This window comes from Azospirillum cavernae (assembly GCF_003590795.1).
GTDB lineage: Bacteria > Pseudomonadota > Alphaproteobacteria > Azospirillales > Azospirillaceae > Azospirillum > Azospirillum cavernae.
Map to the genome: position 1 here is coordinate 272,852 of NZ_QYUL01000004.1, position 26,381 is coordinate 299,232.

General features: G+C 66.6%; 22 protein-coding genes. 13 read left to right on the plus strand and 9 right to left on the minus strand.

The window, feature by feature from the left end:
* From D3877_RS24440 to D3877_RS24450, 3 genes are read right to left on the minus strand one after another with little or no spacing between them, the layout of a single operon-like run.
* Positions 1-1,122, minus strand: a complete 1,122-nt coding sequence (locus D3877_RS24440) for an ABC transporter permease (protein WP_199720937.1) — start codon at positions 1,120-1,122, stop codon at positions 1-3.
* Entirely contained in the window at positions 1,119-1,991 is an 873-nt protein-coding gene (locus tag D3877_RS24445) for an ABC transporter permease (protein ID WP_238475063.1), read from the minus strand. Before D3877_RS24445 ends, D3877_RS24440 begins: the two co-directional genes overlap by 4 nt.
* Complete coding sequence (locus tag D3877_RS24450) at positions 1,981-2,757, minus strand: ABC transporter ATP-binding protein (protein ID WP_119833623.1); 777 nt, start codon at positions 2,755-2,757, stop codon at positions 1,981-1,983. The genes D3877_RS24445 and D3877_RS24450 overlap by 11 nt, the downstream gene beginning before the upstream one ends.
* A gap of 453 nt (positions 2,758-3,210) precedes the next feature.
* Here D3877_RS24450 and D3877_RS24455 point away from each other — a divergent pair, with 453 nt between their 5' ends.
* Positions 3,211-3,462, plus strand: a complete 252-nt coding sequence (locus D3877_RS24455; protein WP_119833404.1) for an antitoxin — start codon at positions 3,211-3,213, stop codon at positions 3,460-3,462.
* The gene (locus tag D3877_RS24460; protein WP_119833405.1) at positions 3,462-3,860 is read left to right on the plus strand and encodes a type II toxin-antitoxin system VapC family toxin; all 399 of its coding nucleotides are present in this window, start codon (positions 3,462-3,464) and stop codon (positions 3,858-3,860) included. The genes D3877_RS24455 and D3877_RS24460 overlap by 1 nt, the downstream gene beginning before the upstream one ends.
* Before the next feature lie 19 nt (positions 3,861-3,879).
* On the opposite strand, the gene D3877_RS24465 is transcribed toward D3877_RS24460, so the two are convergent.
* Genes D3877_RS24465 through D3877_RS24475 form a run of 3 tightly spaced genes read right to left on the minus strand, consistent with a single transcriptional unit; the run spans position 3,880 to position 8,840 of the window.
* Positions 3,880-5,034 (minus strand): ABC transporter permease, encoded by a 1,155-nt coding sequence (locus tag D3877_RS24465; protein WP_119833406.1) that lies wholly within the window; start codon positions 5,032-5,034, stop codon positions 3,880-3,882.
* Positions 5,035-5,037: 3 nt separating this feature from the next.
* Positions 5,038-7,830 (minus strand): ribosome-associated ATPase/putative transporter RbbA, encoded by a 2,793-nt coding sequence (rbbA, locus tag D3877_RS24470; RefSeq protein ID WP_119833407.1) that lies wholly within the window; start codon positions 7,828-7,830, stop codon positions 5,038-5,040.
* Positions 7,827-8,840: an HlyD family secretion protein gene (locus D3877_RS24475; RefSeq protein ID WP_119833408.1), complete on the minus strand. Its 1,014-nt coding sequence runs from the start codon at positions 8,838-8,840 to the stop codon at positions 7,827-7,829. Before D3877_RS24475 ends, rbbA begins: the two co-directional genes overlap by 4 nt.
* Before the next feature lie 357 nt (positions 8,841-9,197).
* Between D3877_RS24475 and D3877_RS24480 the strand changes: the two genes are divergently transcribed.
* The 5 genes from D3877_RS24480 to D3877_RS24500 are packed head-to-tail and all read left to right on the plus strand — an operon-like array spanning position 9,198 to position 13,322.
* A complete protein-coding gene (locus D3877_RS24480; protein WP_119833409.1) occupies positions 9,198-9,473 on the plus strand; it encodes a BufA1 family periplasmic bufferin-type metallophore in 276 nt (91 codons plus the stop codon).
* Positions 9,474-9,514: 41 nt separating this feature from the next.
* Entirely contained in the window at positions 9,515-10,441 is a 927-nt protein-coding gene (gene bufB / locus D3877_RS24485) for an MNIO family bufferin maturase (RefSeq protein WP_119833410.1), read from the plus strand.
* On the plus strand, positions 10,425-11,201 hold the full coding sequence (locus D3877_RS24490) for an HvfC/BufC N-terminal domain-containing protein (protein ID WP_119833411.1): 777 nt from the start codon (positions 10,425-10,427) through the stop codon (positions 11,199-11,201). The genes bufB and D3877_RS24490 overlap by 17 nt, the downstream gene beginning before the upstream one ends.
* Positions 11,179-11,667, plus strand: a complete 489-nt coding sequence (locus tag D3877_RS24495) for a DoxX family protein (RefSeq protein WP_119833412.1) — start codon at positions 11,179-11,181, stop codon at positions 11,665-11,667. The genes D3877_RS24490 and D3877_RS24495 overlap by 23 nt, the downstream gene beginning before the upstream one ends.
* Complete coding sequence (locus D3877_RS24500; protein WP_119833413.1) at positions 11,664-13,322, plus strand: methyl-accepting chemotaxis protein; 1,659 nt, start codon at positions 11,664-11,666, stop codon at positions 13,320-13,322. Before D3877_RS24495 ends, D3877_RS24500 begins: the two co-directional genes overlap by 4 nt.
* A gap of 32 nt (positions 13,323-13,354) precedes the next feature.
* Here the strand turns inward: D3877_RS24500 and D3877_RS24505 are convergent, their stop codons facing one another.
* Positions 13,355-14,143, minus strand: coding sequence for an aldolase (locus D3877_RS24505; RefSeq protein ID WP_238475064.1), 789 nt, complete (start codon positions 14,141-14,143; stop codon positions 13,355-13,357).
* 374 nt (positions 14,144-14,517) lie between these two features.
* On the opposite strand from D3877_RS24505, the gene D3877_RS24510 reads away from it, so the two are divergent.
* From D3877_RS24510 to aptA, 6 genes are all read left to right on the plus strand, one after another.
* The gene (locus D3877_RS24510) at positions 14,518-15,330 is read left to right on the plus strand and encodes a 2OG-Fe(II)-dependent halogenase WelO5 family protein (RefSeq protein WP_119833624.1); all 813 of its coding nucleotides are present in this window, start codon (positions 14,518-14,520) and stop codon (positions 15,328-15,330) included.
* A 179-nt stretch (positions 15,331-15,509) separates the two neighbouring features.
* On the plus strand, positions 15,510-19,859 hold the full coding sequence (locus tag D3877_RS24515) for an SDR family oxidoreductase (protein ID WP_119833415.1): 4,350 nt from the start codon (positions 15,510-15,512) through the stop codon (positions 19,857-19,859).
* A gap of 42 nt (positions 19,860-19,901) precedes the next feature.
* Complete coding sequence (locus D3877_RS24520) at positions 19,902-20,714, plus strand: SDR family oxidoreductase (protein WP_238475065.1); 813 nt, start codon at positions 19,902-19,904, stop codon at positions 20,712-20,714.
* A 154-nt stretch (positions 20,715-20,868) separates the two neighbouring features.
* Positions 20,869-22,068, plus strand: a complete 1,200-nt coding sequence (locus D3877_RS24525) for an MFS transporter (RefSeq protein WP_158599992.1) — start codon at positions 20,869-20,871, stop codon at positions 22,066-22,068.
* 25 nt (positions 22,069-22,093) lie between these two features.
* A complete protein-coding gene (locus D3877_RS24530; protein WP_119833417.1) occupies positions 22,094-22,858 on the plus strand; it encodes an SDR family oxidoreductase in 765 nt (254 codons plus the stop codon).
* Between the two features lie 59 nt (positions 22,859-22,917).
* Positions 22,918-24,258 carry an omega-aminotransferase AptA gene (aptA, locus tag D3877_RS24535; protein WP_119833418.1) on the plus strand — a complete coding sequence of 447 codons (1,341 nt, stop codon included), beginning with the start codon at positions 22,918-22,920 and terminating at the stop codon, positions 24,256-24,258.
* Here aptA and D3877_RS24540 read toward each other — a convergent pair.
* Both D3877_RS24540 and D3877_RS24545 read right to left on the minus strand, forming a co-directional pair.
* On the minus strand, positions 24,221-25,015 hold the full coding sequence (locus tag D3877_RS24540) for a helix-turn-helix transcriptional regulator (protein ID WP_119833419.1): 795 nt from the start codon (positions 25,013-25,015) through the stop codon (positions 24,221-24,223). The genes aptA and D3877_RS24540 overlap by 38 nt on opposite strands.
* 344 nt (positions 25,016-25,359) lie before the next feature.
* On the minus strand, positions 25,360-26,370 hold the full coding sequence (locus tag D3877_RS24545; protein ID WP_119833420.1) for an MBL fold metallo-hydrolase: 1,011 nt from the start codon (positions 26,368-26,370) through the stop codon (positions 25,360-25,362).
* Positions 26,371-26,381: the final 11 nt, after the last annotated feature.

Sequence of the window (26,381 nt, forward strand, 5' to 3'; positions counted from 1 at the left end):
TCAACGCTTGCGGAAAGACGGGTGCCAGGCGGTGACGCGGCGCTCCGCCAAGGCGAGCGCGCCGTAGAGGGCGGATCCGGTGAGGGCGGCGACGGTGATCGACGCCCACACCACATCCAGATTCATCCGGGCCACCTGGGTCGAGATGCGAAACCCCATCCCGACCACCGGCGTTCCGAAGAATTCCGCGACGATGGCCCCGATCAGGGCCAAGGTCGAATTGATTTTCAACCCGTTGAACAGGAAGGGCAAGGCGCAGGGCAAGCGCAGCAGCAGCAAGCTGCGCCAATAGCCCGCGCCATAGGACCGCATCAGGTCCAACTGGATGCGCTCGGCGCTCGCCAGACCGGCCAGCGTGTTGATGAGCATGGGGAAAAAGGTCATCACCACGATGACCGCCGCCTTCGATTGCCAATCAAAGCCAAACCACATCACCATGATCGGCGCGATCCCCACCACCGGAATGGCGCTGGCCAAATTGCCCAGCGGCAACAGGCCGCGCGCCAGAAAGGGCACGCGGTCGGCGAGAATCGCCACGGCGAATCCAGCCCCGCAGCCCAACAGATAGCCGCGCAGGACGGAGGTCAGCACGGTCTGGCCGAAATCATCCCACAGATCGGCGGCGTTGGCGGCGAAGGCGGCGGCGATGGCGCTGGGCGGCGGCAGCAGAATGGCGGGAACCTGAAACCCGCGCGTCAGAATCTCCCACAGCAACAGGATGGCCAGCCCGAACAGCGCCGGGCAGGCGTGGCGCGCCGGTCCCGTCGCCTCGGCCAACAGGCGCAGCACGCGGCCCAGCAGCAAGGTCGCGCCGAGCAGCAGCAGCCACAACCCGATTTCGGGCCGCAGCCCGCGCGCCAACAGCAGCAAGGGCGCGGCGTATCCGGCGGCGACGCCGACCAGCAACAGCGCCGCTTCCGACCGACCGCCCCCGGCGACTCGGCGCAGCAGCAGGCTCCCCACCAGCAGGGCGAACGCCACCAGGGCCAGCGGGCTTTGCGGCAGATACAGCGCTTGACCGTCCTGCATCGCCAGCGGGAACAGCGGGGCCAGCAGCGCGACCAATGGCCAAGGAGCCATCGGCGAAATTTGGGGCGGCGTTTGGGTTTGCAGACGGCTCATCGACCACCTCCAGGGCCGGAGCGGACCAGCGCCCGTTCGGCCAAGCCAACCACCGCCACCAGCGTGACGCCCAGCAGGGACGCCATCACCAGCGCGCTCCAGATCTGCACGGTCTGGCCGTAATAGGATCCCGACAGCAGCCGCGCGCCCAACCCCGCCTGCCCGCCGGTCGGCAACTCGCCGACGATGGCGCCGACGACGCTGGCGGCGACCGCCACCTTCAAGCTGGTGAACAGGAAGGGCAGCGAGGCCGGAAGCCGCAGCAGGCGGAAGGTCTGGGCGCTGCCCGCGCTGTAGGTGCGCATCAGATCCAGCGTCAACGGATCGGCGGAGCGCAACCCCTTGACCATGCCGATGGTGATCGGAAAAAAGCACAGATACATGCTGATGATCGCCTTGGGCAGCAGGCCGGTGAAGCCCAGATTGCCCAGAATGACGACGATCATCGGCGCGATCGCCAAAATCGGAATGGTTTGCGAGGCGATGACCCAGGGCAGCAGGCTGGCCTCCAGCGTGCGGACCTGCACGATGCCGACCGCCAACCCCACCCCCAGAAGGACGCCCAGCGCGAAGCCGGTCAGCGCCGACCCGGCGGTGACGCCGGTGTGATACAGCAGGTTGCGGATGTGGGTGACGGGGGTTCCGGTCAGGGATTGGAACAGATCGACGGCGACTTGATCGGGGGTGGGCAGGATCGGGCGCTTCATCGCGAAGGTCTGCCGGATCAGATCGCCGGTTCCCCAATCCGCCCCGGCGCGGGTCAGCGCCTCGGCGGCCTGCGGGCTGTTCAGCCAAACCGCCCCGGCGTACCACAGGATGATGATCGCCAAACTCATCACGGCGACGGGGAGGATTCGCTCAGTCGTCATAGGAATGCCCCTCCATCAGCCCTTCGCGGACCCGGTGGGCGATGCGCTGGAATTCCGGCGACTCGCGGATGTCGAGCGTGCGCTCCGGCGGCAGGTCGCGGGCGCAGTCGATGACGTCGAGGATGCGGCCAGGGCGCGGACTCATCACCACGATGCGGGTGGACAAAAACACCGCTTCGGCGATGGAATGGGTGACGAAGACGCAGGTCTTGCGCGTCCGCCGCCACAATTGGGTCAGTTGCAGATTCAGATGGTCGCGGGTGATCTCGTCGAGCGCGCCGAACGGCTCATCCATCAGCAGCAGATCGGGGTTGAAGGCCAAGGCGCGGGCGATGGACACCCGCTGCTGCATGCCGCCCGAGAGTTGCCAGGGAAATTTCCGCTCAAACCCGGTCAGCCCGACGCGCTCCAACTGTTCGCGCGCGCGGGTCTGTCGTTCGGCGCGCGGCGTTCCCATGATCTCCAGCGGCAGGGTGACGTTGCGCTCCACCGTCCGCCACGGGTAGAGCGCCGGGGCCTGGAACACATAGCCGTAGGCGCGCTTCAGCCGCGCCTGTTCCGGCGTCATCCCGTTGACCAGCACGTCGCCGGAGCTGGGCTGTTCCAGATCGGCGATGACCCGCATCAGCGTGGTCTTGCCGCAACCGCTGGGGCCGATCAGGGAGATGAAATCGCCCTGCGCGATGGACAGGCTGACGTCGCTCAGCGCGTAGACCGGATGGTCGGCGGCCTGATAGGTCAGAGTCAAATGGCGGATGTCGACGATGGTCCGGCCCGGTTCGCGTCCCGGCTCTCCCTCCGCTTCAACAAGCGGCGCGGGCGGCGGAGCGGCGACGGTGTGGGTGGCTGTGTGGGCGGCTGTGTGGGCGGCTGTGTGGGCGGCTGGCACGGGCGTGGCGTCCTCGCGTTGGCGTCTCTCACCCGATCCAGCAGCAAAAGGCGGGCCAGATTGGTGGGATGGCTAAACAGTCCGAATATCCACATTCTTTCAGACGTTGGAAAACCTGTCCAGAGAGACAAAATTTGACGGTGTGGACAGCGTTTTCCGGCGGTGTCGGCGATGGGCGGCGCAGACAGGCGAATGGCTAAAGAGTGGGCATGTGATGGCCGAGTGGCGATGAATTGAGCAGGCTCGCGACCGGGCGCGAAAAGAGGCGTCCGGTTGATCGGCGGCGCGCTTTGGCATATACAGGAAGCATATGCACAGGAGCGCCGAACCATGCCGCAACCCGCCGCGCCGCGCCCGAAAGAAGCCCGCCTGTTCCGCAACAACCGCAGCCAAGCCGTGCGCATCCCGGTGGAGTTCGAGTTGCCGGGCGAGTCGGTGCTCATCAGCCGCGACGGTGATCGGCTGATTCTGGAACCCATTCACAAAAAAGGGCTTTTGGCGCTGCTGGACGGTTGGGAGCCGCTGGACGACGAGCTTCCGACCGTCGAAGATCCGCCGATTCCGCCGAGGGATGTTTTTTGATGCGCTACCTGCTCGACACCAACGTCATGAGCGACCTCATCAAAAACCCGGCGGGCAAGGTGGCCGACCACATACGCCGGATTGGCGAAGACGCCGTGTGCACCAGCATCGTGGTGGCGGGGGAGTTACGCTACGGCGCCGCGAAAAAAGGCTCGGCCAAGCTGACCCGGCGGGTGGAGGATCTGTTGGCTGACGTCGCCGTGCTGCCGCTCGACGCGCCGACCGACGTCGATTACGGCGACATCCGCGCCGCGCTGGAGGCGGCGGGCCAACCGATTGGCGGCAACGACCTGTTGATCGCCGCCCACGCCCGCGCGCTTGGCGTCACGCTGGTGACGGCGAACGAGCGGGAGTTTCGCCGCGTCCAGGGGCTTGTCGTGGAAAACTGGCTGGAGTGACGCCGATCCGGCGCCCCCCCTACCGCAAACTCGCCAGATGGCTGCGGAAGCGGGCGAGGCTCCAGACGAAGAACAGCGCGCCGATCCCCGCCGTGGCGGCAAAGCGCGGCCACACCACGTCGAACCCGGCGCCACGGAACAGGATGGCTTGGGCGAAGGCGACGAAATGGGTGGAGGGGGAGAGCTGCATCGCCAATTGCAACCAATCCGGTTCGCTTTCCAGAGGGGTGAAACCGCCGGACAGCATGTTCATCGGCAGCACGATCAGGATGAACAGCAACCCCAGTTGCGGCATCGACCGCGCCACCGTGCCCAGAAAGATCCCCAGCGCCGTGGCGAAGAACAGGTAAAGCGCGGTTCCCGCCAGAAACAGCGGCACCGATCCGGCCAACGGCACGCCCAGCAGCCCGCGCAGCACGGCGAACAGGGAGAAGATCGTCAACGCCAGAATGACCGCGCCGTTGGCCAACACCTTCGCCGTCATGATTTCCGCCGGGCGCACCGGCATGACCAGCAGATGCTCCAGCGTGCCATGCTCGCGCTCGCGGATCAGGGCGGCCCCGGCCAGCAGCACCGCCAGCATGGTGATGTTGCCGACCACCGACATGGTGCCGGTGAACCACGCGGTTTCCAGCGCCTCGTTGTAGGCGACGCGGACTTGCAGGGAAATCGGCGCGGCGGCGGCGGGCGCCTCGTGGCGGACGAAACGCCCGACCTCGTCGTCCAGAATGCCCTGGATGGTCCCGGCCCCGATGCCCGCCTGCATCATCGCGGTGGCGTCGATCAGCAATTGCGCGGTCGGGCTGCGCCCGGCCAGCGCGTCGGACTGAAAGTCCGGCGGAATGTCGAGCACGAAGGTGTAGCGCGCCGCCGCCATGCCCGGATCGACCTCGGCGTGGCCGATCAGCGTCGGGGTCTGGAACTCCGGCCCGTGAAAGCTGGAAATCAGCCGTTGCGACAGGGCCGAGCGGTCCTCGTCCACGATGGCGATGGCGGCGTTGCGCAGCTCGTGGGAAATGCCGGTGGCTTGGCTGTAGACCGACAGGCTGAAGGAATAGATGACGAATCCCAGCATGAAGCCGTCGCGCAGCAGGCTGATCCACTCCTTGCGCGCCAGGGTCAGGCTGTTGCGGACAAAGCGCCAGGCGGAGGAGGATTCGGGCAGCAGGGCCATGGCTCAACGCTCCTGCTTGGGAAGGAAGATGACGCCCAGCGCCAGCAACGCCGGGACAAAGACGGCGATGGCGGCGACGAAGGGCAGTAGCTCGACGAAGCCCAACCCCTTGGTGAAGGCCCCGACCGACAGTTTCAGGAAATGGGTGGTCGGAAACAGCGTGCCGATCAACCAGGCCCCGCCCTGCAAGGTGGAGACGGGTTGCAGCAGCCCGGAAAATTGGGTGGCGGGCATCATCGTCGCGATGGCGGTGCCGAACACAGCGGCGGTCTGGGTGGCGGTGAAGACCGAAATCAGCAGCCCAAACGCCGTGGTGGCGCAGACATAAACCAACCCGCCCAAGATCAACCCGGCAAGGCTGCCCTTCACCGGCACGCCGAACAGCCCCACCGCCATGACGATCATCACCAGCAGATTGAAGGCGGCCAAGCCGATGTAGGGAAGCTGTTTCCCGACCAGAAACTCCAGCCGCGTCACCGGGGTGACGTACAGGTTGGTGATGGATCCCAACTCCTTCTCACGCACCACGCCAAGCGCGGCCAGAATCGCCGGGATGAAGATCAGCAGCAGGCCGATGATGCCCGGCACCATGGCGTCCAAACTGCGAAAGGCTTGGTTGTAGCGGTAACGCATGTCGAGCTGCGCCGTGGCGGCGGGCAAGGTGATCCCGGACTCCCGCGCCTTGTCCTCGATGAAGCGCTGGTGCAGCCCGACGATGTAGCCCTGGATGGTTTCGGCGCGGAAGGGCATGGCCCCGTCGATGCGGATCGCCAGTTCCGGGGCGGTCCCATGCCGCAGATCGCGCCCGAATCCGGCGGGAATCTCGATGGTCAGCGCCGCTTCGCCGCGCTGCAAACGCAAGGCGAGGTCGGTCGGATCGCTGGCCGGGGGCGTGGCGACGAAGCTGCGCGAGCCTTCAAACTGTTCGATGTAGGCGCGGCTTTCCGGCGTGCGGTCGCCGTCGAGCACGGCGAAGCGCAGATTTTCCACATCCATGGTGATGCCGAAGCCAAAGACCAGCATCAACAGCACGGTGCCGAGCAGCGCCACCGTCAGCCGCACCGGGTCGCGCCGCAACTCCAGCGTTTCCCGCCACGCGTAGGCCAGCAACCGCCGCCGCGACGCCCCGCCCTGCTGATGCGGCGCGGCGGCTTCGGCGGTGGTTTCGTTGGGGGCCAGGGCGGCGGCGCTGGGCGCCTCTTCCGCCGCGTCGCCCGCCTCGTCTTTCTGGGCCTGCCGCATGAAGCCGATGAAGGCGTCGTCCAGCGTCGCCGCCCCCTGCTGGGCGCGCAATTCCTCCGGCGGTCCGGCGGCGATGACGCGCCCGGCGTTCATGAAGGCGATGCGGTCGCAACGCGCCGCCTCGTTCATGAAATGGGTGGAGATGAAGATCGTCACCCCCTGGTCGCGCGACAGGGCGATCAAGTCACGCCAAAATTGGTCACGCGCCACCGGATCGACGCCCGAGGTCGGCTCGTCCAGAATCAGGATTTCCGGCTCGTGCAAAATGGCGACAGCCAGCGACAGCCGTTGCCGCACGCCCAGCGGCAATTGCTCGGCCACCGCGTCGCGGTAGGGGGTCAGCCCGAAACGCTCGACCAAGGCGTCGATGCGCGGGGCGGAGTCCGCCAAATGGAACAGGCGGGCGTGCAGAACCAGATTCTGCTGAACCGTCAATTCGCCATAGAGCGAGAAGGCTTGCGCCATGTAGCCGACGCGCCGCCGGGTCGCCAGATCGCCCGCGTCCACCGTCGCGCCAAACAGTTTGGCCTCGCCCGCGCTGGCCGGAAGCAGCCCGGTCAGCATCTTCATCGTCGTCGTCTTGCCGCAGCCGTTGGAGCCGAGAAAGCCGAAAATCTCGCCGCGCCCAATGCGGAAGCTGACGCCGTCCACCGCCGTGAAATCGCCAAAGCGTCGGGTCAGATCGCGCGCCTCGATGGCCGGTTCCGCGCCGTCCTGGTCCGCCGGGCGGGGCGGCACGATCAGCTTTTCATGGTCGCCCCGCGTTTCTTCCGGCAGCAGGGCGATGAAGACCTCCTCCAGATCGTCCGCCTTGTGGCGGGATTTCAGGGCGGCGGGCGCGTCGTCGGCCAGCAGGCGGCCCGCGTTCATCATCATCACCCGGTCGAACCGCTCCGCCTCGTCCATGTAGGAGGTGGCGACCAGAACGGTCATGCCGGGGCGCCCGGCGCGGATGCGGTCGATCAAATCCCAGAATTGGCGGCGCGACAGCGGATCGACGCCGGTGGTCGGCTCGTCCAAAATCAGCAGGTCGGGGTCGTGCAGCAGGGCGCAGCAAAGCCCAAGCTTTTGCTTCATGCCGCCCGACAGCTTGCCCGCCGGACGGTCGGGAAAGGGGGCCAGCCCGGTGGCGTCCAACAGATCCTGAATGCGCTTCTGCCGCTGCGCCGCGTTCAACCCGAACAGCCGCCCGAAAAATTGCAGATTTTCGGCGACGCTGAGATCGGCGTAGAGGTTGCGGCCCAGTCCTTGCGGCATGTAGGCGATGCGCGGCTGCAAGGCGGTGCGCCCGCGCCGGTCGCGCAGATCGACGCCGAGAACCGCGAAATCGCCCTCCTGCACCCGCTTGGCGGTGGCGATCAGGCCGAGCAGGGTCGATTTCCCCACCCCGTCCGGGCCAATCAGGGCGACGCTCACCCCCGCCGGGATCGTCAGGCTCACATCGTCCAGCGCCAGAGTTTTGCCGTAGCGGTGATGGACGCCCGAAAGCTGGACGGCGGGGGCCGGGCTGCTGTCTGGCGCGGGGCTGGTCGGCGCTGGGCTGGGCGCGCTCACGATCCGGCTCCGGCCACCCCCGTCCCCGCTTTGGTCAGGCGCGATTCCAACCAATCCGGCCAAGCGGTGGCGGGGGCAAGTTTGACATAGGCCACGCCGGTCAGGCCGGTTTTCACCTGCTCGACATGCTGGGCGACCAGCGCGTCGGGCACGCGGGCCTTGACGCGGAACATCATGCGGTCGCGTTCGGTGCGGGTTTCCACCTGTTTCGGGGTGAATTGCGCGCGCGGGGCCACAAAGGTGACGGTCGCGGGAACCGCCAGACCGGGCAGCGCGTCCAGCAGGATCCGCGCCTCCGCCCCCAGCGCCAGCGTTCCGGCGCGGTCGGTCGGCAGGAAGAAGGTCATGTAGACGTTGCTCAGATCCAGCAGCGTCACCGCCTTGCCGCCCGCCGCCAGCACCTCGCCCGGTTCGGCCAGCCGGTAGAGCACGCGGCTTTTGCGCGGGGCCTTCAGCACCCCATCGGCGACCAGATCGCGCAGCCGGTCGGCGTCGGCGACCGCCGCCGCGATGGCCTCCTGCGCGCTGGCCCGGTGGCTGGTCGCGGCGGCCAGAGCCGCGTCGGCGGTGCGGCGCTGGTTGCGCGCCTGATCGACCCGCTGTTCGGAGACATGGCCCTTGCCGAACAGCACCAGCGCCCGCTCCATCTCCTTGGCGGCGAAATCGGCCTCGCTGGTTCGTTGGGCGATCAGCGCAATGGCCTCGTCGCGGGCCTGCTGCGACTGGCGTTTCAGCGCCTCGGCGGCGCGGAGTTGCGCCTCCAGATCGCGGGTGTCGAGGGTGGCGACGACGGTCCCGGCCTCGATCAGGTCGCCCTCCTCCACCGGAATGGTCAGGACGCGGGCGGCGTATTTGGTGGCGACGTCGATTTCGCTCGCCTCGATCCGGCCATTGCCGGACGCGAAACCATCGGGCAGCCCCTGCCCCTGCATGGCCCGATAGCCGTAAAGACCGGCGGCGGCGAGCAGCGCCAGCGCCCCCGCCAAAAGGACGACGCGTTTCAGGTTCATACCCCAAGCTCCTTGCCGACGCGTGACGTCGGCGCTTTTCTTACGCGTTTTGGACGGCGACCCGGCCCAGCGACGCGGACGCTTCACCGCGCCAGTCTACGCCGACGCCGGGCGCGCAGCGGCGCGGATGGCGCGCGGCTGCCATGACAACCACCCTGCGTCCCGATTGATCCGAATCATTGCCGGGAGAGGCGCGGAAGAGGCGGCCCGCCTGTCACCCGTCCAATCACGCGCCTGTGATCGAATCGTGAAGACCATTCCCAAAGGCTATCAAATTCATAGCCCCCCTGCATTTCACAAGAGCGTTCGAACCTGCGACAGTCCGTCCATCGAAACAGCCCACTGAGGAACGCCGCCATGACCATCCAGACCAAGACCAAGCTCGCCAGCCTGATCGCCGCCACCGCCATCACCGCCGCTCTGGCGGGCGTCACCATGGGCACGGCCCAGGCCGCCGACGAAAAGGAAAAATGCTACGGCATTTCCAAGGCCGGGATGAATGATTGCCAGACCCCGACCTCGTCCTGCGCCGGAACCTCGAAGAAGGACGGCGACGGCCACGCCTTCCTCGTCGTTCCCAAGGGCACCTGCGGCAAGCTGGTCGGCGCCAGCCTGACCCCGAAGGCGGGCTGACCACCGCGCCAACGCACACCCGACCGGGGGAAGGGATTTCCATGACGCTGTGCGCCACCCGCGTCCGCTTGACGGACCACGCCGCCGACCAGCCCACCCCGCCGCCCGCGATGGGCGGCATCGGGTTGAAGGCGCGGCACAAGGCGCTGCTGTTGGAAACCCGTCCCCCGGTCGCCTTCGTTGAAATCCACGCCGAGAATTACATGGGCGCTGGCGGCCCGCCCCACCGCTGGCTGTCGGCCATCCGCGAGCATTACCCGGTGTCGGTCCATGGCGTCGGCCTGTCGTTGGGCGGGGCGACGCCGCTGGACGAGGATCACCTCGACGCGCTGGCCCTGGTGGTCGAACGGACCCGCCCGGCCCTGGTGTCGGAGCATTTGGCCTGGAACCAGAGCGACGGCGTCCACATGAACGATCTGCTGCCGATCCCCTACACCCCCGACACGCTGGCCCATGTCGCCGCCCGCATCGACCAGACGCAAGATCGGCTGTGCCGCCGCATCCTGATCGAAAACCCGTCGGCCTACATCCGTTACGCCGACAGCCCGATCCCGGAGCCGGAATTTCTGGCCGAGCTGGTCCGGCGCACCGGCTGCGGCGTTCTGCTGGACGTCAACAACCTGTTCGTCTGCGCCAGCAACATCGGAACCGACCCGCTGGCCTATCTCGACGCCATCCCCGCCGAGGCGGTCGGCGAGTATCACCTCGCCGGGCATCACCACCGGATTTTCCCCGATGGGACGGAGATCCGCATCGACGATCACGGATCGCGCGTCGCACCGCCGGTCTGGGCGCTCTACCGCGCGGCGGTCGCCCGCATCGGCGCCCGCCCGACCCTGATCGAATGGGACACCGACGTGCCGCCGCTGGACGTGCTGTGCGACGAGGCGTGGCGCGCCGATTCCGAGGCCGCCGACGCGCTGGCCGCCCGCCAGCCGGGGGAGGCCGCCGATGCGCCGCGTTCGTGAGTTCCAGACCCGGATGCGCGATTTCGCCTTTGATTCCGGCGGGCGCGCCCAATTGCTGAGCGCGCTGGCCGACTGCGGCGGTCCGCCGACGCTGGAACGCCTGTCGATCCACCGCAACACCACCATGCTCGGCCTGTCCGCCGCGTTGGGCGACGCCTTCCCCGTCGTGCGGCGGCTGGTCGGCGAGGCGTTCTTTGAGCGGATGGCGCAGGATTACCTGCGCGCCCACCCGCCGCGCCGCGCCTCCCTGCTGACCATCGGCGGGGAGTTTCCGGGCTTTCTCACCGGCTACGCCCCGGTGGCGGAGCTGCCCTATCTGACCGACGTCGCCCGGCTGGACATCGCCTGGACCCACGCCTATCACGCCGCCGATGCCGAACCGCTGCACCCGCAGATTTTGGCGACGCTCGACCCCGAACGGCTGGGCGAGCTGTGTTTGACGCCGTTGCCCTCGCAACGCTTGTTGGCCTCGGCCTATCCAGTGGACGCGATCTGGCGGGGCAACCAACCCGACGCGCCGGACGTGGAAATCCGGCTCGACAGCGGCCCGGCCCATCTGTTGATCCACCGGCCCGACATGGCGGTGGAGATCCGCCCGGTGTCGCGCGGCGCCTTTTCCTTTCTGATGGCTCTGGCTGCGCGGCAGCCGCTGGCCGCCGCTTGGGACAGCGCGCTCGCCACCGATCCGACCTTTGACCTTGCGGGGGAGTTGGCCGCTTTGCTCGCCGCCCGCGCCTTTGGGGGATACAGCCTGCCATGACCACCACCCCGTTTCCCCGCATGCTGGCCCCCGCCTGCTCAGCCTGCTCAACGGGCTGAGCCGCTCGCCCAATTGGCTGCACGGCGCGCTGGCCCGTTGGGGCGTCGCCGCCATCTTCTGGCGCTCCGGCCAGACCAAAGTGACCGGCTTTCACATCAACGAGAGCACCTTCGACCTTTTCCAAACGGAATACCGGGTGCCGTTGCTGCCCCCCGACCTCGCCGCCGTGCTGGCCACGGTGTCGGAGCATCTGTTTCCGGTTCTGCTGGTCATCGGCTTGGCCTCGCGGCTCAGCGCCGGGGCGCTGCTGGGGATGACCCTCACTATTCAGATCTTCGTCTATCCCGGAAGCTGGCCCGACCATCTGCTGTGGGCCTCGGCGCTGCTCTACGTGATCCTGCGCGGGCCGGGCGAACTGTCCATCGACCATCTCATTCGCCGCCGCTGCGAAAGGCCCCTGCCATGACCCTGTCCATCCGCGCCCGTCTGTGGCTGTTGCCCGTGGTGGCGGCGCTGGGCTTCGCCGCCGTGCTGGCCGCCGGGTTCATCGCCAACGGCGCGGTTGAACGCGCGGTCGAGGCCAGCGTCGAGCTGCGCGCCGACCGCGACACCCTGACCGACGCGTGGTTCGGCGTGCAGCAGACCCACGCCAGCCTGTTGGAAGCCTGGTCGATCACCGACGCCGAGGCGTTGAAGGGCCATTTCACCATCGTCCGCGCCAATCTGGACTTCATCGGCTCGACCGCCGGAGATCCGGCGCGACGCAACGGCAAGGAGGCGGAGTTTGAAAAGAACTTCAAGGCCTTCACCGATTATGTCCAAACCCAGACCAGCGGCCTGGAAAGCGGCAACCGCATGACCCTGGTGGAGCTGGTCGGCGGTCTGAAAGCGGCGTCGGAGCCGGTGAACGCCCTGTTCCAGTCCCTCTATCAGGCGACGTCGGAACGGCTGCTCGGCGCGGACGAGGCGATTCGGCAGGCCAACCACCGCTTGGTGCAACTGACCATGCTGGTGGCGGGCGCCGTGCTGCTGGTTCTGCTGCCCGCCATGCTGCTGGTGATCCGCAGCGTCGTCGGCCCGGTGCGCGGGATCGAAGCGGCGATGCTGCGGCTGGCCGACGGCGACACGGCGGGCGACATCCCGCACACGGCCAAGCGCGACGAAATCGGCGCGATGGCGCGCGCGGTGAAGATCTTCAAGGAAAAGCTGGCCGAAATCGACCGGCTGCGCGAAGAGCAGCGCGCCGGGCAGGAGCAAACCGAACGCGCCACCCGCCAGCGCCGGTTGGAAGACGCCATGACCCAGTTCGACAACCAGGGCACCGCCATGCTGCGCAGCGTCGAAAGCGCGCTGGTCGATGTGCAGGGCGTGGCGTCGGAACTGCGCGGCACGGCGGCGGAAACCTCGCAACGCTGCGCCGTGGTGGCGGACGGCGCCGGCCAAGCCTCGGCCAACGTCGGCAACGTCGCGGGCGCGGTCGAGGATCTGGCGCGCCAGATCGACCGCATGTTGGAACGGGTCGGCGAAACCGCCCGCATCGCCACCCGCGCCAGCGATCAGGCGCGCGACACCGACCGCACCGTGCGCGGCCTGTCGGAAACCTCCGCCCGCATCGGCGCGGTGGTCAAGCTGATTGAAAAGATCGCCAAGGAAACCCGCCTGCTGGCGCTCAACGCGTCGATTGAGGCGGCGCGGGCGGGCGACGCGGGCAAGGGCTTCGCCGTCGTCGCCGCCGAGGTGAAGGCGCTGGCCGACCAGACCGCCACGGCGACGGAGGAAATCACCGGCCAGATCGCCGCCGTGCGCGCCGAAACCGACCGCGCCGTCGCCACCATCCAACAGGTGACGGCGATCATCCACGACATCGACAGCAACGTCCGCGACGTCGCCAGCACGGTGGAGGCGCAGGGCCGCACCGCCAGCCAGATCAGCGAGAGCGTGCGCGCCGCCGCGTCGGGCAGCGACGAGGCGTCGCGCAACATCTCCGTCATCGCCCGCGCCGTGGAGGCCACGGACGCCCTGTCCCGCCGCGTCTTCAGCGCCGCCGAAGTCCTGTCCCGCGACAGCCGTGGCCTGAAAGGCGCGGTGGAGGAGTTCCTGTCCACCGCCAAAGCGGTCTGACCGACAGATCCCTCTTCCCCAGAAGAGGGATCTTACACAGCCTTGACGGACTCCATCGCGGCGGATCGGTCGTCGAAATCCGGCGTCTCGGCTTTCAGCATGCGTTTCAACGCCTCGAAATGAGCCGAAGCGTAGAGGCGGGCGTCCTGGTCGAATTGGGCGCGAGTCCGCTTGGCCACATCCTCGGGGATCACCCGCAGGGGCCGCCCCGTGGACAGGGCCAGCAGATGAACCTGACAGGCGCGCTCCAGATAATAGAGGGCGTCAAAGGCCTCGGCGACCGACGGTCCGGTGACGATCACCCCATGATTCGCCATGAACAGGATGCGCGCCTCCCCCATGGCGGCGGCCAGCCGGTCGCCTTCGCCCGCGTCCAGGGCCAGCCCATTGTAATGATCGTCATAGGCGATCACCCCGTAAAAGCGCAACGCGCTCTGATGCGACGGCTCCAACCGGCCGCCGTCGATCATGGTCAGCGCGGTGGCGTGGGGCATGTGCGTGTGCAGCACCGCCACCGCGTCCGGTCGGTGGCGGTGCAGGCGGGAATGAATGTGGAAGGCGGTCGCCTCAACCTCCCCCGACCCGTCGATCACGGCCCCGCCATCGTCCAACAACAGCAGATCGCCGGGGCGCATTTCCGCCCAATGGCGACCGAACGGGTTGATGAGGCAATGACCGCCGCCGCCCGGCGGCATCACGCTGAAATGGTTGCAAACCCCCTCGCCAAATCCCAAACGGGACGCCCATCGCAGAGCGGCGGCCAGATCGACACGGGCGTTCCACACGGTGTCGGCTCGAAATTCGGCTGTTTGCGGGACCACGGACATCCTCCCCGACGGTGCAATTTGCCAATCCATAGAGTGAAAAAACAGAACAAGTCAACACAATGCAGATTGCACACGATAGTATAAAATATATAACTTATGTCTGAAATATAGTTTTCGTCATACGACTCGTCAATTCAGCGACATATACAGAGATAAACAATTTATACACCATTGTATTATTAATTATTATTGATGAATAAATTTCCAAACTCTCATGATTTAAATATTCGATCAACTGCAAGAGTCCACAGGTGCGCTGACCATCCGTTTTGCTGAAAGTGCGCCACCGCATCGAATGGCGGCCTTGGAACCGGATGGACCGGCAGGGCGTCGGCGGTGCGACAACCGCATTTCTGGGAGACATCGTGATGAATGCCGTGTCGGCGCAGCGCCCCGTCGAGGAAACCAACCTGGTTGCTCACGAACTGACCACCGAAACCTTGTTGCAACTCGCCAGCCGGGAAATCGGCGCGATTCATGTTCGGAATTTCTATCCCGAGGACATTTCGGCCCGCTTTTCTGAAAAGGCGATGAATCACCCGGCTCTGGGCCACTATCACAAGAAATACACCAGCAGCGTCGGCCGCGTGTACATGCCGCACATCGACACGAAATGGAAGGCGGAGGAGATCGACAAATATCACAACGCCGCCCTCCCCTCGATCAACGACGTCCGCGCTATGTATTTTCCGCTTCTGTCGCCCGTCGACTATGTGCGGCTTCTGTTGCAAGAACTGTGGCCGACGGGGGCCAACCTGCTGCGCCTGCACGGACGCACCTGCTTCGTCGGCGCGTTCCGCGTCTTTCAGCCGACGACGTCGGAGTTCTACCCCCACAACGATCAGATCGATCAAGAAACCGACGCGCCCGAAATCGCCTCCTTCATCAACCAACTGGTCGCAAACATCTATTTGAAGGTTCCCGAGGTCGGCGGCGATCTTCAGCTTTGGCTGCGCGAGCCGACGGCGGCGGAAAAGCAGACCATCCTCGACGTCGAGGGGCTTGACCCCGCCTCAATCGAACCGCCGCGCGTCGTTCTGCATCCCGAGGTGGGCGACCTCATCATTTTCAGTTCGCGGATGCTGCACGGCGTCACCTCCTGCAAGGACACGCACCGCGTCGGCATGGCCGCCTTCATCGGTTGCCCGACGCCGGACAAGCCGCTCGCGTTCTGGAGCTGACTCCCACGGTCACGCCGCCTGCGCCGCGTCGGGTGAATACCGACGGCGCAGGCGGGTTCCCCCTGTGATCCGGGCTGGCCTCCCAACCGCCCTGGATTCCGTGAAGCCGTCAGCGCGACCCGCCCCGCTCCCACGCTGGGGATGGCGGGACGCGCGCCGCCGATCTCAAGAGGACTGGAATGCTGCTTGATCGAATCGGTCATTTCGCGCACGAAACGCCCGACCGCGTCGCGATTGTGGCGGGCGACGAACATGTCTCCTACCGTGATCTGTGGTTCCGCGCCGGTCTTTTGGCCGAGGGCCTGCGCCGCAGCGGAATCGCCCGTGGCGACCTGGTGGCCGTGCATCTTCCCCGTTCGGCCAATCTTCTGATCGCTCTGGTCGGCGTGATGCGCTGCGGCGGCGCCTACACCGTCGTGGAGGAGGACGGCAACCCCGACGAACACCGGCATCGGCTTGGCGCCATTGGGGCCGCCCAGGTGATCGCGAACGGCCCCACCGCGCGCCGATTGCGCGAGGCGGGGATCGCCGCCGTCGCGCTGGAGGCTCTGGAAAGCGGCGCCGCGAGCGAGGCGGAGCGGTTGGAGCCGCTTGGCCCGTCCGATCCGGCCTATGTGCTGTTCACCTCCGGCTCGACCGGCGCGCCGAAGGGGGTGCTCGTCAATCATGGCAACATCGCCCATTACGCCACGTCGCTGATCGCGCGTCTGGAGATCGCCGACGCGCTGCGTTACGCCCATGTCAGCACGCTGGCCGCCGATCTTGGCAACACCTGCCTGTTTTTGTCCTTGTGGACCGGCGGAACGCTGCATCTGCTGGATTCGGACCTGCGCCGCGACCCGGCGGGGATGCTCGGCTATCTGGTCGATCACCGCATTGAGTTTTTGAAGATCACGCCGTCGCACTGGAAGGCGATGTTCCAGCTCGCCGACCGCAAACGTCCGGCCCTGCGCTTTCTCGTGCTGGGCGGCGAATTGTTGACCATTCCCTTCGCCACGCACATCTGGCGGGCCGCCGTCACGCAAGTTCTCGTCAATCATTACGGCCCGACCGAAACGACGGTCGGCGTCACCGGCCATGTCATTCGCGCCGAACAGGATCTGTTGCGTCTGACCTCCGCGTCGGTTCCCATCGGCGCGCCCTTCGGCCAGACCCGTTTGTTGGCGCGCGACGAGAACGGCGCGTTTTGGGACCGTGACGTCGTGGGGGAGCTGTTCATCGGCGGCCCGTCGGTCGGACCTGGCTATTTTCGCGATGCGACATCCACCGCCGCCAGCTTTGTGTCCGATGTCGAAGGCGACATGCGTTTTTATCGGACCGGCGATTTCGTGCGGATCGACGCGGCGGGAATCGTGGAGTTTCGCGGTCGGATCGACCGTCAAGTCAAGGTCAACGGCTACCGCGTGGAGCTTGAGCATGTGGAAACCGCGATGCGCGGCGTCGCGGGCATCGAAGAGGCCGCCGCTTATTTCCTGATCGTCGATGGTCGCGGGCAATTGATCGCGGCGGCGCGAACCGCCGATGGGCGGGTCGGAACGCTCGACTCTTTGAAACCGGCGCTCGCCGCCGTCATGCCCGCCCACATGATCCCATCCCGCCTGTTCGGCTTCGACGCGTTTCCGCTGAACGCCAACGGCAAGACCGACCGCAAGGCGCTTCAGCCAAAGGTGGAAGCGGCGTTGGCCGCGCTGTCCAGCAATGACGGGGATGGGGACGGCGATGAGGACGCGGACAGGACCCTCGACGATCCGCAGGACGTGGAATTGCGGGCGATCTGGCGCAAGCATCTGGGTCATGGACGCTTTGGCCGAACCGACAGTTTCTTTGACGTTGGCGGCGATTCCATCGGCGCGATCCAAGTGATTTCGGATCTCCAGATCACAGGCCACGCGATTTCCGCCGCCGCCTTTCTGGCGAACCCGACCTTGGCCGGGCTGGCGGCCGCGCTCAGCGCCCCCGCCGCGTTGGACGAGCCGAACGCCCGCCCCTCCCGCCTGGGCGGCGACCGCTTTTCCCCGGCCCAACGGGATTTCCTGTCGGCGGGTCTCGCCGATCCAGACTATTGGAATCAGGCGATCTTGCTGGCGACCGACCGTCCGGCGCAGGCCGACCGGCTGAAACAGGCGCTGGCCCGGCTGGTGGACATCCACCCGCTGCTGCGCACCGCCTACCGACGGACCGACGATGGCGGCTGGAGCGCCCATCCGGCGACGATCACCGGCGACCGCATCCTGTCCCACTCCCGCATCGACCCCGGCATGGATGAGGCGGCGGAAATCAGCCGGGTGGCGCATGGGCTGCATCGCGCCATTGATTTGGCCAGCGGCGCGGTGTTTCGCGCCCACCTGTTTGACGGGGAGCAAGGGCGAAGCCACCTGCTGCTGGTCTGCCATCATCTGTCGATTGACGCGGTGTCGTGGCGCATCGTGCTGGACGATCTCGACCGCATCCACGCCGCGCTGGCGAGCGGGCAAGAGCCGACGATTCCCCCTGGCCGTCACGGCTTCTGGGACTGGGTGGACCATATGGAGGAGTCGGTCGAGCATCTGCGCCCCGACCTTTCCGCCTGGGACGCGGTCGCCAAGGACGCGGCGGAAGAGCGGCCCGAGAATGTGGAGGGCGCCGCCCGCACGGTCTGGCTCGCCTTCACCCGCGCGGAAACCACCCGCCTGCACGACGCCGCCGGGTCGCGGCTGCACGCCGCTCTGCTCGCGGCCTTCGCCCAAGCCTACAGCCCCCAAGCCCATAGCCCAATGGCGGATGGTGGAACGGGGCGCGACATCGATCACCTGACGGTCGATGTGGAAAGCCATGGTCGGCTGTCCTTCGACGAACGGCTCGACCCATCGCGCATGGTCGGCTGGTTCACCTCGACCTTTCCCGTCTCTTTGCCGGTCCATCGTCGCGATCCGGTCGCCACGCGGCAGGCGGTGGAGGCGGTCTTCGCCAACACGCCGCATCTCGGCGTGGCCTATGGGCTGGCCGGGGCGGATCGATCGCGACGGTCGCGCGTCTGCTACAATTATCTGGGCGACTTCCGTTTCGCCGGGGAATCCCTGGGCCTGACGCCGTCCCGTCATGCGCCCGGACCGGCGCGCGGCGGTGCCAACAACCGCCTTTACGACCTGAAGCTGACCGCCCGCACGGTCGATGGGCATCTGGTCGCCGACCTGTCTTTCTCCCCAACGCGCGAGAGCGAGAGGGAGATGATCGCCCTGATGCGCGCCATTCGCCAGAATTTGCTGGCTCAGGTCGGGGTGGCGGACGAGCCGCCGCGCGATGGGCGGCTTCTGGTCGAACCGGGGTCCAGCACCGGGCTGTTGACCTACGTGCCGACGGCTCTGGCGCTGGAGCCGCCCGCCCCGGCGCAACGGACCTACCACGACATCCTTCTGACCGGCGCCACCGGCTTCGTCGGGTGCCATGTCCTGCACGCGTTGTTGGCGCGAACCGACGCGCGGATCCAGTGCCTTGTGCGCGCCAGCGGCGGCGTGTCTCCGCGCCACCGCTTGGAAAGCGCTTATGACGGCTATTTCCCCGACACGCCGCTCGCCGACCATCGCGACCGGGTGATTGTGCTGCAAGGAGACGTCAGCGCGCCGAGGCTTGGCCTGACGGAGGCCGAGTTCGCGACGTTGGAAACCGGGCTGGACGCCATCTACCACTTCGCCGCCGACACCCGCCTGTTCGGCGACGCCGCCCTGTTCGAGGCGCAGAACATCCGCCCGGTGCGAAGCTTGATCGCGCTCGCCAGCAGCGGACGGCCCAAGCACCTTCACTATATGTCGACTCTGGCGGTGGCTGGCGTGAACGAAGGGACGGAGCCGGCCATCTTCACCGAAGACGCGCTGGACATCGGGCAGCGCTTCCAGAACGAATATGAGCGGACCAAATTCCAAGCCGAACGGTTGGTCCGGTCCTTCATGCTGAAGGGCGGCGTCGGCTTTGTGTACCGATCCGGCAACGTGTCGGGCCACTCCCGCACCGGCGCGTTTCAGCGCAACCCCGGTGACAACCGCTTCGTTCAATTCCTGTCGGCGGTGGCGCGGCTGGGGGCCTTGCCGACGCGGGTGGACGAGCGCATCGCGCTCAGCCCGGTCGATGTCGTCGCCGCCGGAATCGTGGATTTGTCGCTCAACCCCGACCTGTCCGGCGGCGTCTTCCACGTCGACAGCGAGCATGAAATCGCCTACGCCGACATCTTCGAGGCGCTGCGCAGCTTGGGCTTCCCGCTGGAACCGACCGACGCGCCGGACTTCGCCAGCCTGTTCGAGCGGGCGGCGCGGCATCGCGATCCTGCGCTGGCCATCGCCCTGTTTTGGGCGCGTCGTCAACCCCGAAACATCCGCTACGACCACCGCCGGACGCTTGACCGGCTGGCGCGCGCCGACATCCGCTTCGATCCGCCGCCGCCCGATTGGCTGACCCGTTTCCTGCGCCGCCTGGTCGCCGCGAACGCGCTGCCTCCCGTTCCCATCGGGCGCAAGGACGCCGCGTTTCGGCGCGAACACGCCGATTTGCGGGCCTGACCCGCCGTGCGACCAACACCCCTTCATGATTGCGAGAACGACATGGGACACAGCGAACACGCCGCCGCCAACCGTATGGCCGCCAGCCGCACGGCCATCGTGACCGGAGCCACATCCGGCATCGGAGCCGCCGTGACGCGTCGGCTGGTGGAGGACGGCGCCCGCGTCGTCGCCAATGGCCGACGCCAGCCGAGACTGACCGCGCTGGAAGCCCTCTGGCCCGGCCCGCAACGCCCGGTGCTGGGGGTTGTCGGCGACGCGACCGACGCCGGACTGATCGACCGCCTGTTCGACGCGGCGCGCGGCGCCTGGGACCGGCAGCCCGACCTGTTCGTTCTGTGCGCCGGTCACGGGCTGCCGGGAACCCTGCTGCGCTCCGACCCTGCGAAATGGGAAGAGCTGTTCGAGGTGAATTGCCTTGCCGCCCTGCGGCAGTTGCGCGCCTGCGCCGAGCGCTTCGTCGCCGCCGCCCAAGATGACCAGCGGGAGGGCGGGCGCGAGGACGCGAGAGTCCGCGACATCGTGGTGATCGGATCGACCATTGGCCGACAGGTTTCGGCGTTCAACCCGATCTACGGCGCCACCAAATTCGCCCTGCACTCCGTCGTGGAGGCTTTGCGGCAGGAGATCTGCCAGCACGGCGTCCGCGTGACCTTGATCGAACCGGGATTCGTGAAATCGGAGTTTCAGGCGGTCGCCGGGTATGATCCCGACTGGTTTCGCGCGCTTGAGGCCGAGCAGGGACCCTTTTTGGATCCGGCGGACGTCGCCGCCGCCATCGGCTTTGTGGTGGGGCAACCGCCCCACGTTCATCTGGACGACATTCGCATCCGCCCCACGCGCCAGAAGGTTTGATGACCGAACGGACGACTTGACTCTCCCTTTGGCTGCGCCATCATCCGGGAAAAACAGTCATCGGATGCACGCGCCGCCACTCAGCATCCAGAAAATCGTGGGCAATCGGCGGTGAAACCGCAGCCGTTGGAAATCATGGGGGATGTCCAAGATCATGCGTTGGTTCATTTTGGCCATTTTGTTCGTCGCGCGAACCTGCATGGCGCTGGAGTTTCAAATTCTGGGGGCGCTGATTCCCTACGCCCGAGCGGATCTCGGGGTCGATTACGCGGCGTTGGGGCAGTTGATGGGGCTGTTCATGCTGCCCGGCATCCTGTTGGCGCTGCCCGCCGGGGTGCTCGCCAGCCGCTTTGGGCTGAAAGGGTTGGCGGTGTTCAGTCTGCTGTTGCTGGCGGCTGGCAGCCTTGTCTTTTCGCTCAGCCAGGATCACACCACCGCCATGATCGGCCGCTTGGTCGGCGGGGCGGGCAACGCCTTGTTGAGCGTTCTGGTGTCCGCCATGGTGGCCGAATGGTTTCGCGACAAGGAACTGTCCACCGCGCTCGCCATTGTCTTCATCAGTTGGCAATTCGGGCTGGCGACCGCCCTGGCCCTGTTCCCGGCGATCGCCGAAGTGGTGTCCTGGCGGTGGTCCTTCCACCTGACCACCTTCATCTGTCTGGTGGTCGCCATGCTGGTGGCGATGACCTATCGCTCCCCCGCCGGCGCCCTGGCGCCACGACGGGAGATGCCGAACCTGCGGCGAATCCTGCAACGACAAAGCATCCTGCCGACCATCGCCGGGGTGATCTGGGCCTCCTACAACGTCGGGCAAGTCATCTTCCTGACCTACGCGCCCGGCCTGCTGGTTTCGACCGGGGGACTGTCAACCGGCGAGGCGTCGCGCACCGTCAGCGTCGCCATGTGGGTCGCCATGGTCAGCATGCCGCTGGGCGGCTTCGTCACAGATCGGGGCGGACGGCCGATGCTGCCGGTCATCGTCGGTTCGCTGGGGGCTGCGGCCTCGGGGTTGGCCTTCGCCATGGGGGCTAACCCGGTGGCGAGTTGCATCCTCACCGGCCTTTTCCTTGGTCTGCCTGCGGGCGGCATCCTGGCCATGCCGGCCCGCGCCGCCGCGCCATCGGACGTCGCTTGGTCGCTCGGCTGGTTCATGACCGTCTTCTACATCCTGGTGACGCTGTTCCAGATGCTGGCGGGCTTCGTCCGCGACGCGACGGGCAGCGATTTCACCACGGTGGTGATGGGCTGCGGCTTGCTGGCCGTCGCCGCCATCGGCCTTGTTCCTTACGAACTGACCCGCCGCGCCTTGCTGCGCCCCGCCTCCCCCCTCGCCCAAGCGGCGACCAGCCGCTGAGCGGCCTTCCAGGAGATTTCACGCCATGAGCGTCTTGCAAGCCGCCGCCAAACGCGCGGTGATCGTCACCGGGGCCGGTCGCGGCATCGGCGCGGCCACCGCCCGCGCTCTGGCGGCGGATGGTTGGCCGGTGGTCGTCAACGACGTGACGGAGGACGCCGCCGAGGCCGTCGCCGCCGAGATCCGCGCCGCCAACGGCGCCGCCACCGCCATCGTCGCCGATCTGGCGGAGGAGGCCGACATCCTGCGCCTGTTCGACGAATCGGCGCGTCGGTTGGGGCCGCTCGGCGGGCTGGTCAACAACGCCGGAATCACCGGCGGCTTCCGGCGGCTTCAGGATCTGGACGGCGACACCTTGTCCCGCGTGCTGCGGATCAACGTCTGGAGCGCCATGCTGTGCGCCCGCGAAGCCGTTCTTCGCCTGTCCCAGCGGCGTGGCGGGGCGGGCGGCGTGATCGTCAATCTGTCCTCCATCGCCGCGACGCTGGGCGGCGGCGGGGAGTGGATCCATTACGCCGTCACCAAGGGCGCCATCAACAGCCTGACCATCGGGTTGGCCCGCGAAACGGCGCGGGAAGGCATCCGGGTCAACGCGGTGGCCCCCGGCCTGATCGACACGCCGCTGCACGCGGCGGCGGGCGATCCCGGACGCGTGGAGCGCTTGGCGGACGGCGTCCCGATGGGACGCCCCGGCACGGCGGCGGAGGTCGCGGCGGGCGTCGTCTGGCTGTTCTCCCCCGCCGCCGCCTATGTGACGGGGGCGGTTCTGCCCATTGGCGGCGGTCGCTGAGCGGCTCCCTCCCGTCTTCACTGTCGGTTTTCCTTGTCCTTCCGAACGGATCTGACGCCATGACGTCGCCCAACAGACTGAGCTTCGCCCGCCCGGACGACGGCGCCCTGGACGCGCTTTGGATGCCCTTCACAGCCAACCGCCATTTCAAAGCGTCGCCCCGCCTGCTGGCGACGGCGGAGGGCATGAGCTACACGACGCCGGAAGGGCACCGGATTCTGGATGGAACCGCAGGGTTGTGGTGCGTGAACGCCGGGCATGGCCGACGCGAGATCGCCGACGCGATTCACCGTCAGGCCTGCGCGCTCGATTACGCGTCGACCTTCCAAGTCGGCCATTCCGGCGCCTTTTCGCTGGCCCGGCGGTTGGCGGCCCTGCTGCCGGGCGACCTTGACCGCGTGTTCTTCACCAACTCCGGGTCGGAGGCGGTGGACACCGCGTTGAAGATCGCCATCGCCTATCACCAACGGCGCGGCGAAGGGCAGCGCACCCGTCTGATCGGGCGCGAACGCGGGTATCACGGCGTTGGGTTCGGCGGCGTCACGGTCGGGGGCGTCGTCGCCAACCGCCGTGATTTCGGCCCGCTGTTGCCCGGCGCGGATCATCTGCCCCACACCTACGACCGCAACCGTCAAGCGTTCTCCCGTGGCCAACCGGACTGGGGCGGCCATCGGGCCGAAGCTCTGGAGCGTCTGGTCGCGCTGCACGGCGCCTCGACCATCGCGGCGGTGATCGTCGAACCCGTGGCGACCTCTGCCGGCGTGCTCGCCCCGCCGGTGGGCTATCTGGAACGGCTGCGCGGGATCTGCGACGCCCACGGCATTTTGCTCATCTTCGACGAAGTGGTGAGCGGCTTTGGCCGGATGGGCGCCCCCTTCGCCGCCGAACGCTTCAACGTTCTGCCCGACATGGTGGTCTGCGCCAAGGGATTGACCAACGGCGTCGTTCCCATGGGCGCCGTGGCCGTCCGGCGACCGATCCACGATCATTTCATGCAAGGGCCGGACACGGCGGTGGAGCTGTTCCACGGCTACACCTATTCCGGCCATCCGGTCGCCGCCGCCGCCGGTCACGCCACGCTCGACATCTATGAGCGGGAGGGGTTGCTGAGCCGGGTCTCTTTGATCGCCGATCAATGGGCGGACGCCGTCCACGCCTTGCGTGGATCGCCTCATGTGGCCGACATCCGCAGCATTGGTTTGGTCGCAGGCATCGACATCGAACCCGCCGCCGGGCGCGCCGCGCCGGGCGCGTTCGACGTCTTCACCCGGTGCTTTGAACGCGGCCTTTTGGTTCGCGCCGCTGGCGATTGCATCACCCTGTCGCCGCCATTGATCGTTCAATCAGCGGAAATCGCCCAGATCACCGGGATTTTGGCGGAGGTTCTGGCCTCGTTCTGACCGATTGCGCGGCGGGCTGGTCAAGACAGACCACCCGCTCCAACAGGTCGTCGGGAAAGCGGACGGCATGGCCGTTCAGAAGCGCTTTTCCGATGGCTTGGCTGCGGTTGCGGCAATCCATCTTTCGCAGGATGTTCCCGACATGGAAGTCCGTCGTTCGTTCGGTGATCCCCAGGATCTTGCCGATTTCCCACGATGTTTTTCCCTGAATCATCCATGTCAAACACTCGCGTTCCCGCTCTGACAGAAGGCGGGTCGCGTCCGCCGCCGGAGCGGTCAGGCAGGTGTAGACGTAGGGCGACATCACCTGAAGCAGACACAGAATCCGCTCGATGTCCCGATCGTGCAAACGCCCATGGCGGACCGTGAAGCACAGCACGGCCTTGCCGCCGTCGCCGCCATGGATCCCCAGCATGCCCCCATCGGACAGAAGAAGGTCGTCGCCGCCCGCCAAGGGAAGTTTCGTCGCCGGAACCGGCAGGACCAGATCCGCCATAGCGCTCCACACCAGCGGTCGGGCATCCTCCAGCGCGCGGTGAAGCAGGCCGACGCCCTCGCAAGGACCGCCTGAAGCGCTCCGTTTGTCGTCCCTGAAATTTGACAGAATGTAATTGGCGAAGCGATTCGACGCCTGCGGGACGCAGGCCAGATGGATGAAATGGTCCAAACCCAGTTCGTGACACAGATCGGTCGAAAGTTGATGGGCGTCATGGAGCGTCTTGACCGCTCTGCATCGTGCGATCCAATCGCTCGGCATGCTTTTCCCTTTGAAATAATTTTACTTTGATTCCATCAGCCGATGGAGAAAATGAATCCATAAAAATTGAATAAGCCAAATAAAATAATCAGTCAATAATTAGAACATCATATTACAATTGTTATAAAATACATACATGAGAAATCAAGACGTACGGTGTTTTCATTTAAAATTATTGGCGATTAACACACTATAGACTTCTGAAATGAACGCCGGAATTGGTGGGCGTTGCACCGGTTGGCGGCGGACGGAAAAAGAGGATTCCCTTGAAAGCTTTGTCGAGCACGCCGCTGTCTCTGAGGCGCCCCAGGCGTTTTCCAAGGATCCGCAAGGGTCGGTTCGGCTCAAAAATCCGCCTGTTCAGCCTCCAGATAGGCGAGGCTGATGTATTTGCCGATGTTGTTGTCCCACCCCTTGGTCTCGGCGGCGCGGGACGCGACGCGCGGATCGGCGAGCGCCGCCGCCTTCGCCGCCTCGATGGAGCGACCGGCCTTCACGGCGGCGGCGCAGGGTTCATAGATGCCTTCAAACAGGGCGCGCTGCCAAGCGGGCACGCCGGGACCGGGTTCGCCATGGGCGGGCAGCCAGATGCGGGTGTCGCTGTCGGTTCGCAGCCGGTCCATGGTCTCGAAGGTTCCAAGGTAAGAGCCGTCGTCCATGTTGGCGATGCGCCGGTCCATCATCACGTCGCCGACGCACATGACCCCATCCTCGACCACCGCGACCGACAGATCGGATGGCGTGTGGGCGCGCCCGTAATGGTGCAGCCGCAGCCGGACGTCGCCAAGCGACAGCTCGTCACCATGGGCAGCGTCGCGGTTGGGGGCGACGATCCGGGTGCCGACGGAGGCCTGGGCCGTCCATTTCACCATGGCGCTCCGCCAAGCGTCGCCTTCCACCCCCAAAATCGCCGCGCGCGTCGCGGGCAAGGCGTAGCGCGGCAAATCTTCGCCGAACGCCTCGGCGAAGGCGTGGTTCCCCAGCCAATGATCGCCGTGGTAATGCGTGTTGACGATGCCGACCACCGGCTTTTTCGTGACGGCGCGCAGCATGCGGATCGCCATCTCGCCGATCTGGAGCGAGGCGCCGGAATCAACGACGATCACGCCCTCGCGCCCGATGACAAAGGTGATGTTCGCCATCATCCCTTGGTTTTGGGGCGTCGGAAAGCCGTCCGGCGCCTGGATGATCCAGACATGCGGGCTGACCTGAACCAAGGGCCGATCCGCCACCGGCGGCCCCTTGACGAAGGCCTCGACCCCGGCGGCGAAGGCGCGAACCGCCGGCAATTCCGGCAGGGCGGCCAGAAGGGCGGCTCCACCGGCGAGCAAGTGGCGGCGTGACGGATGAAACATGCGAGTCTCCC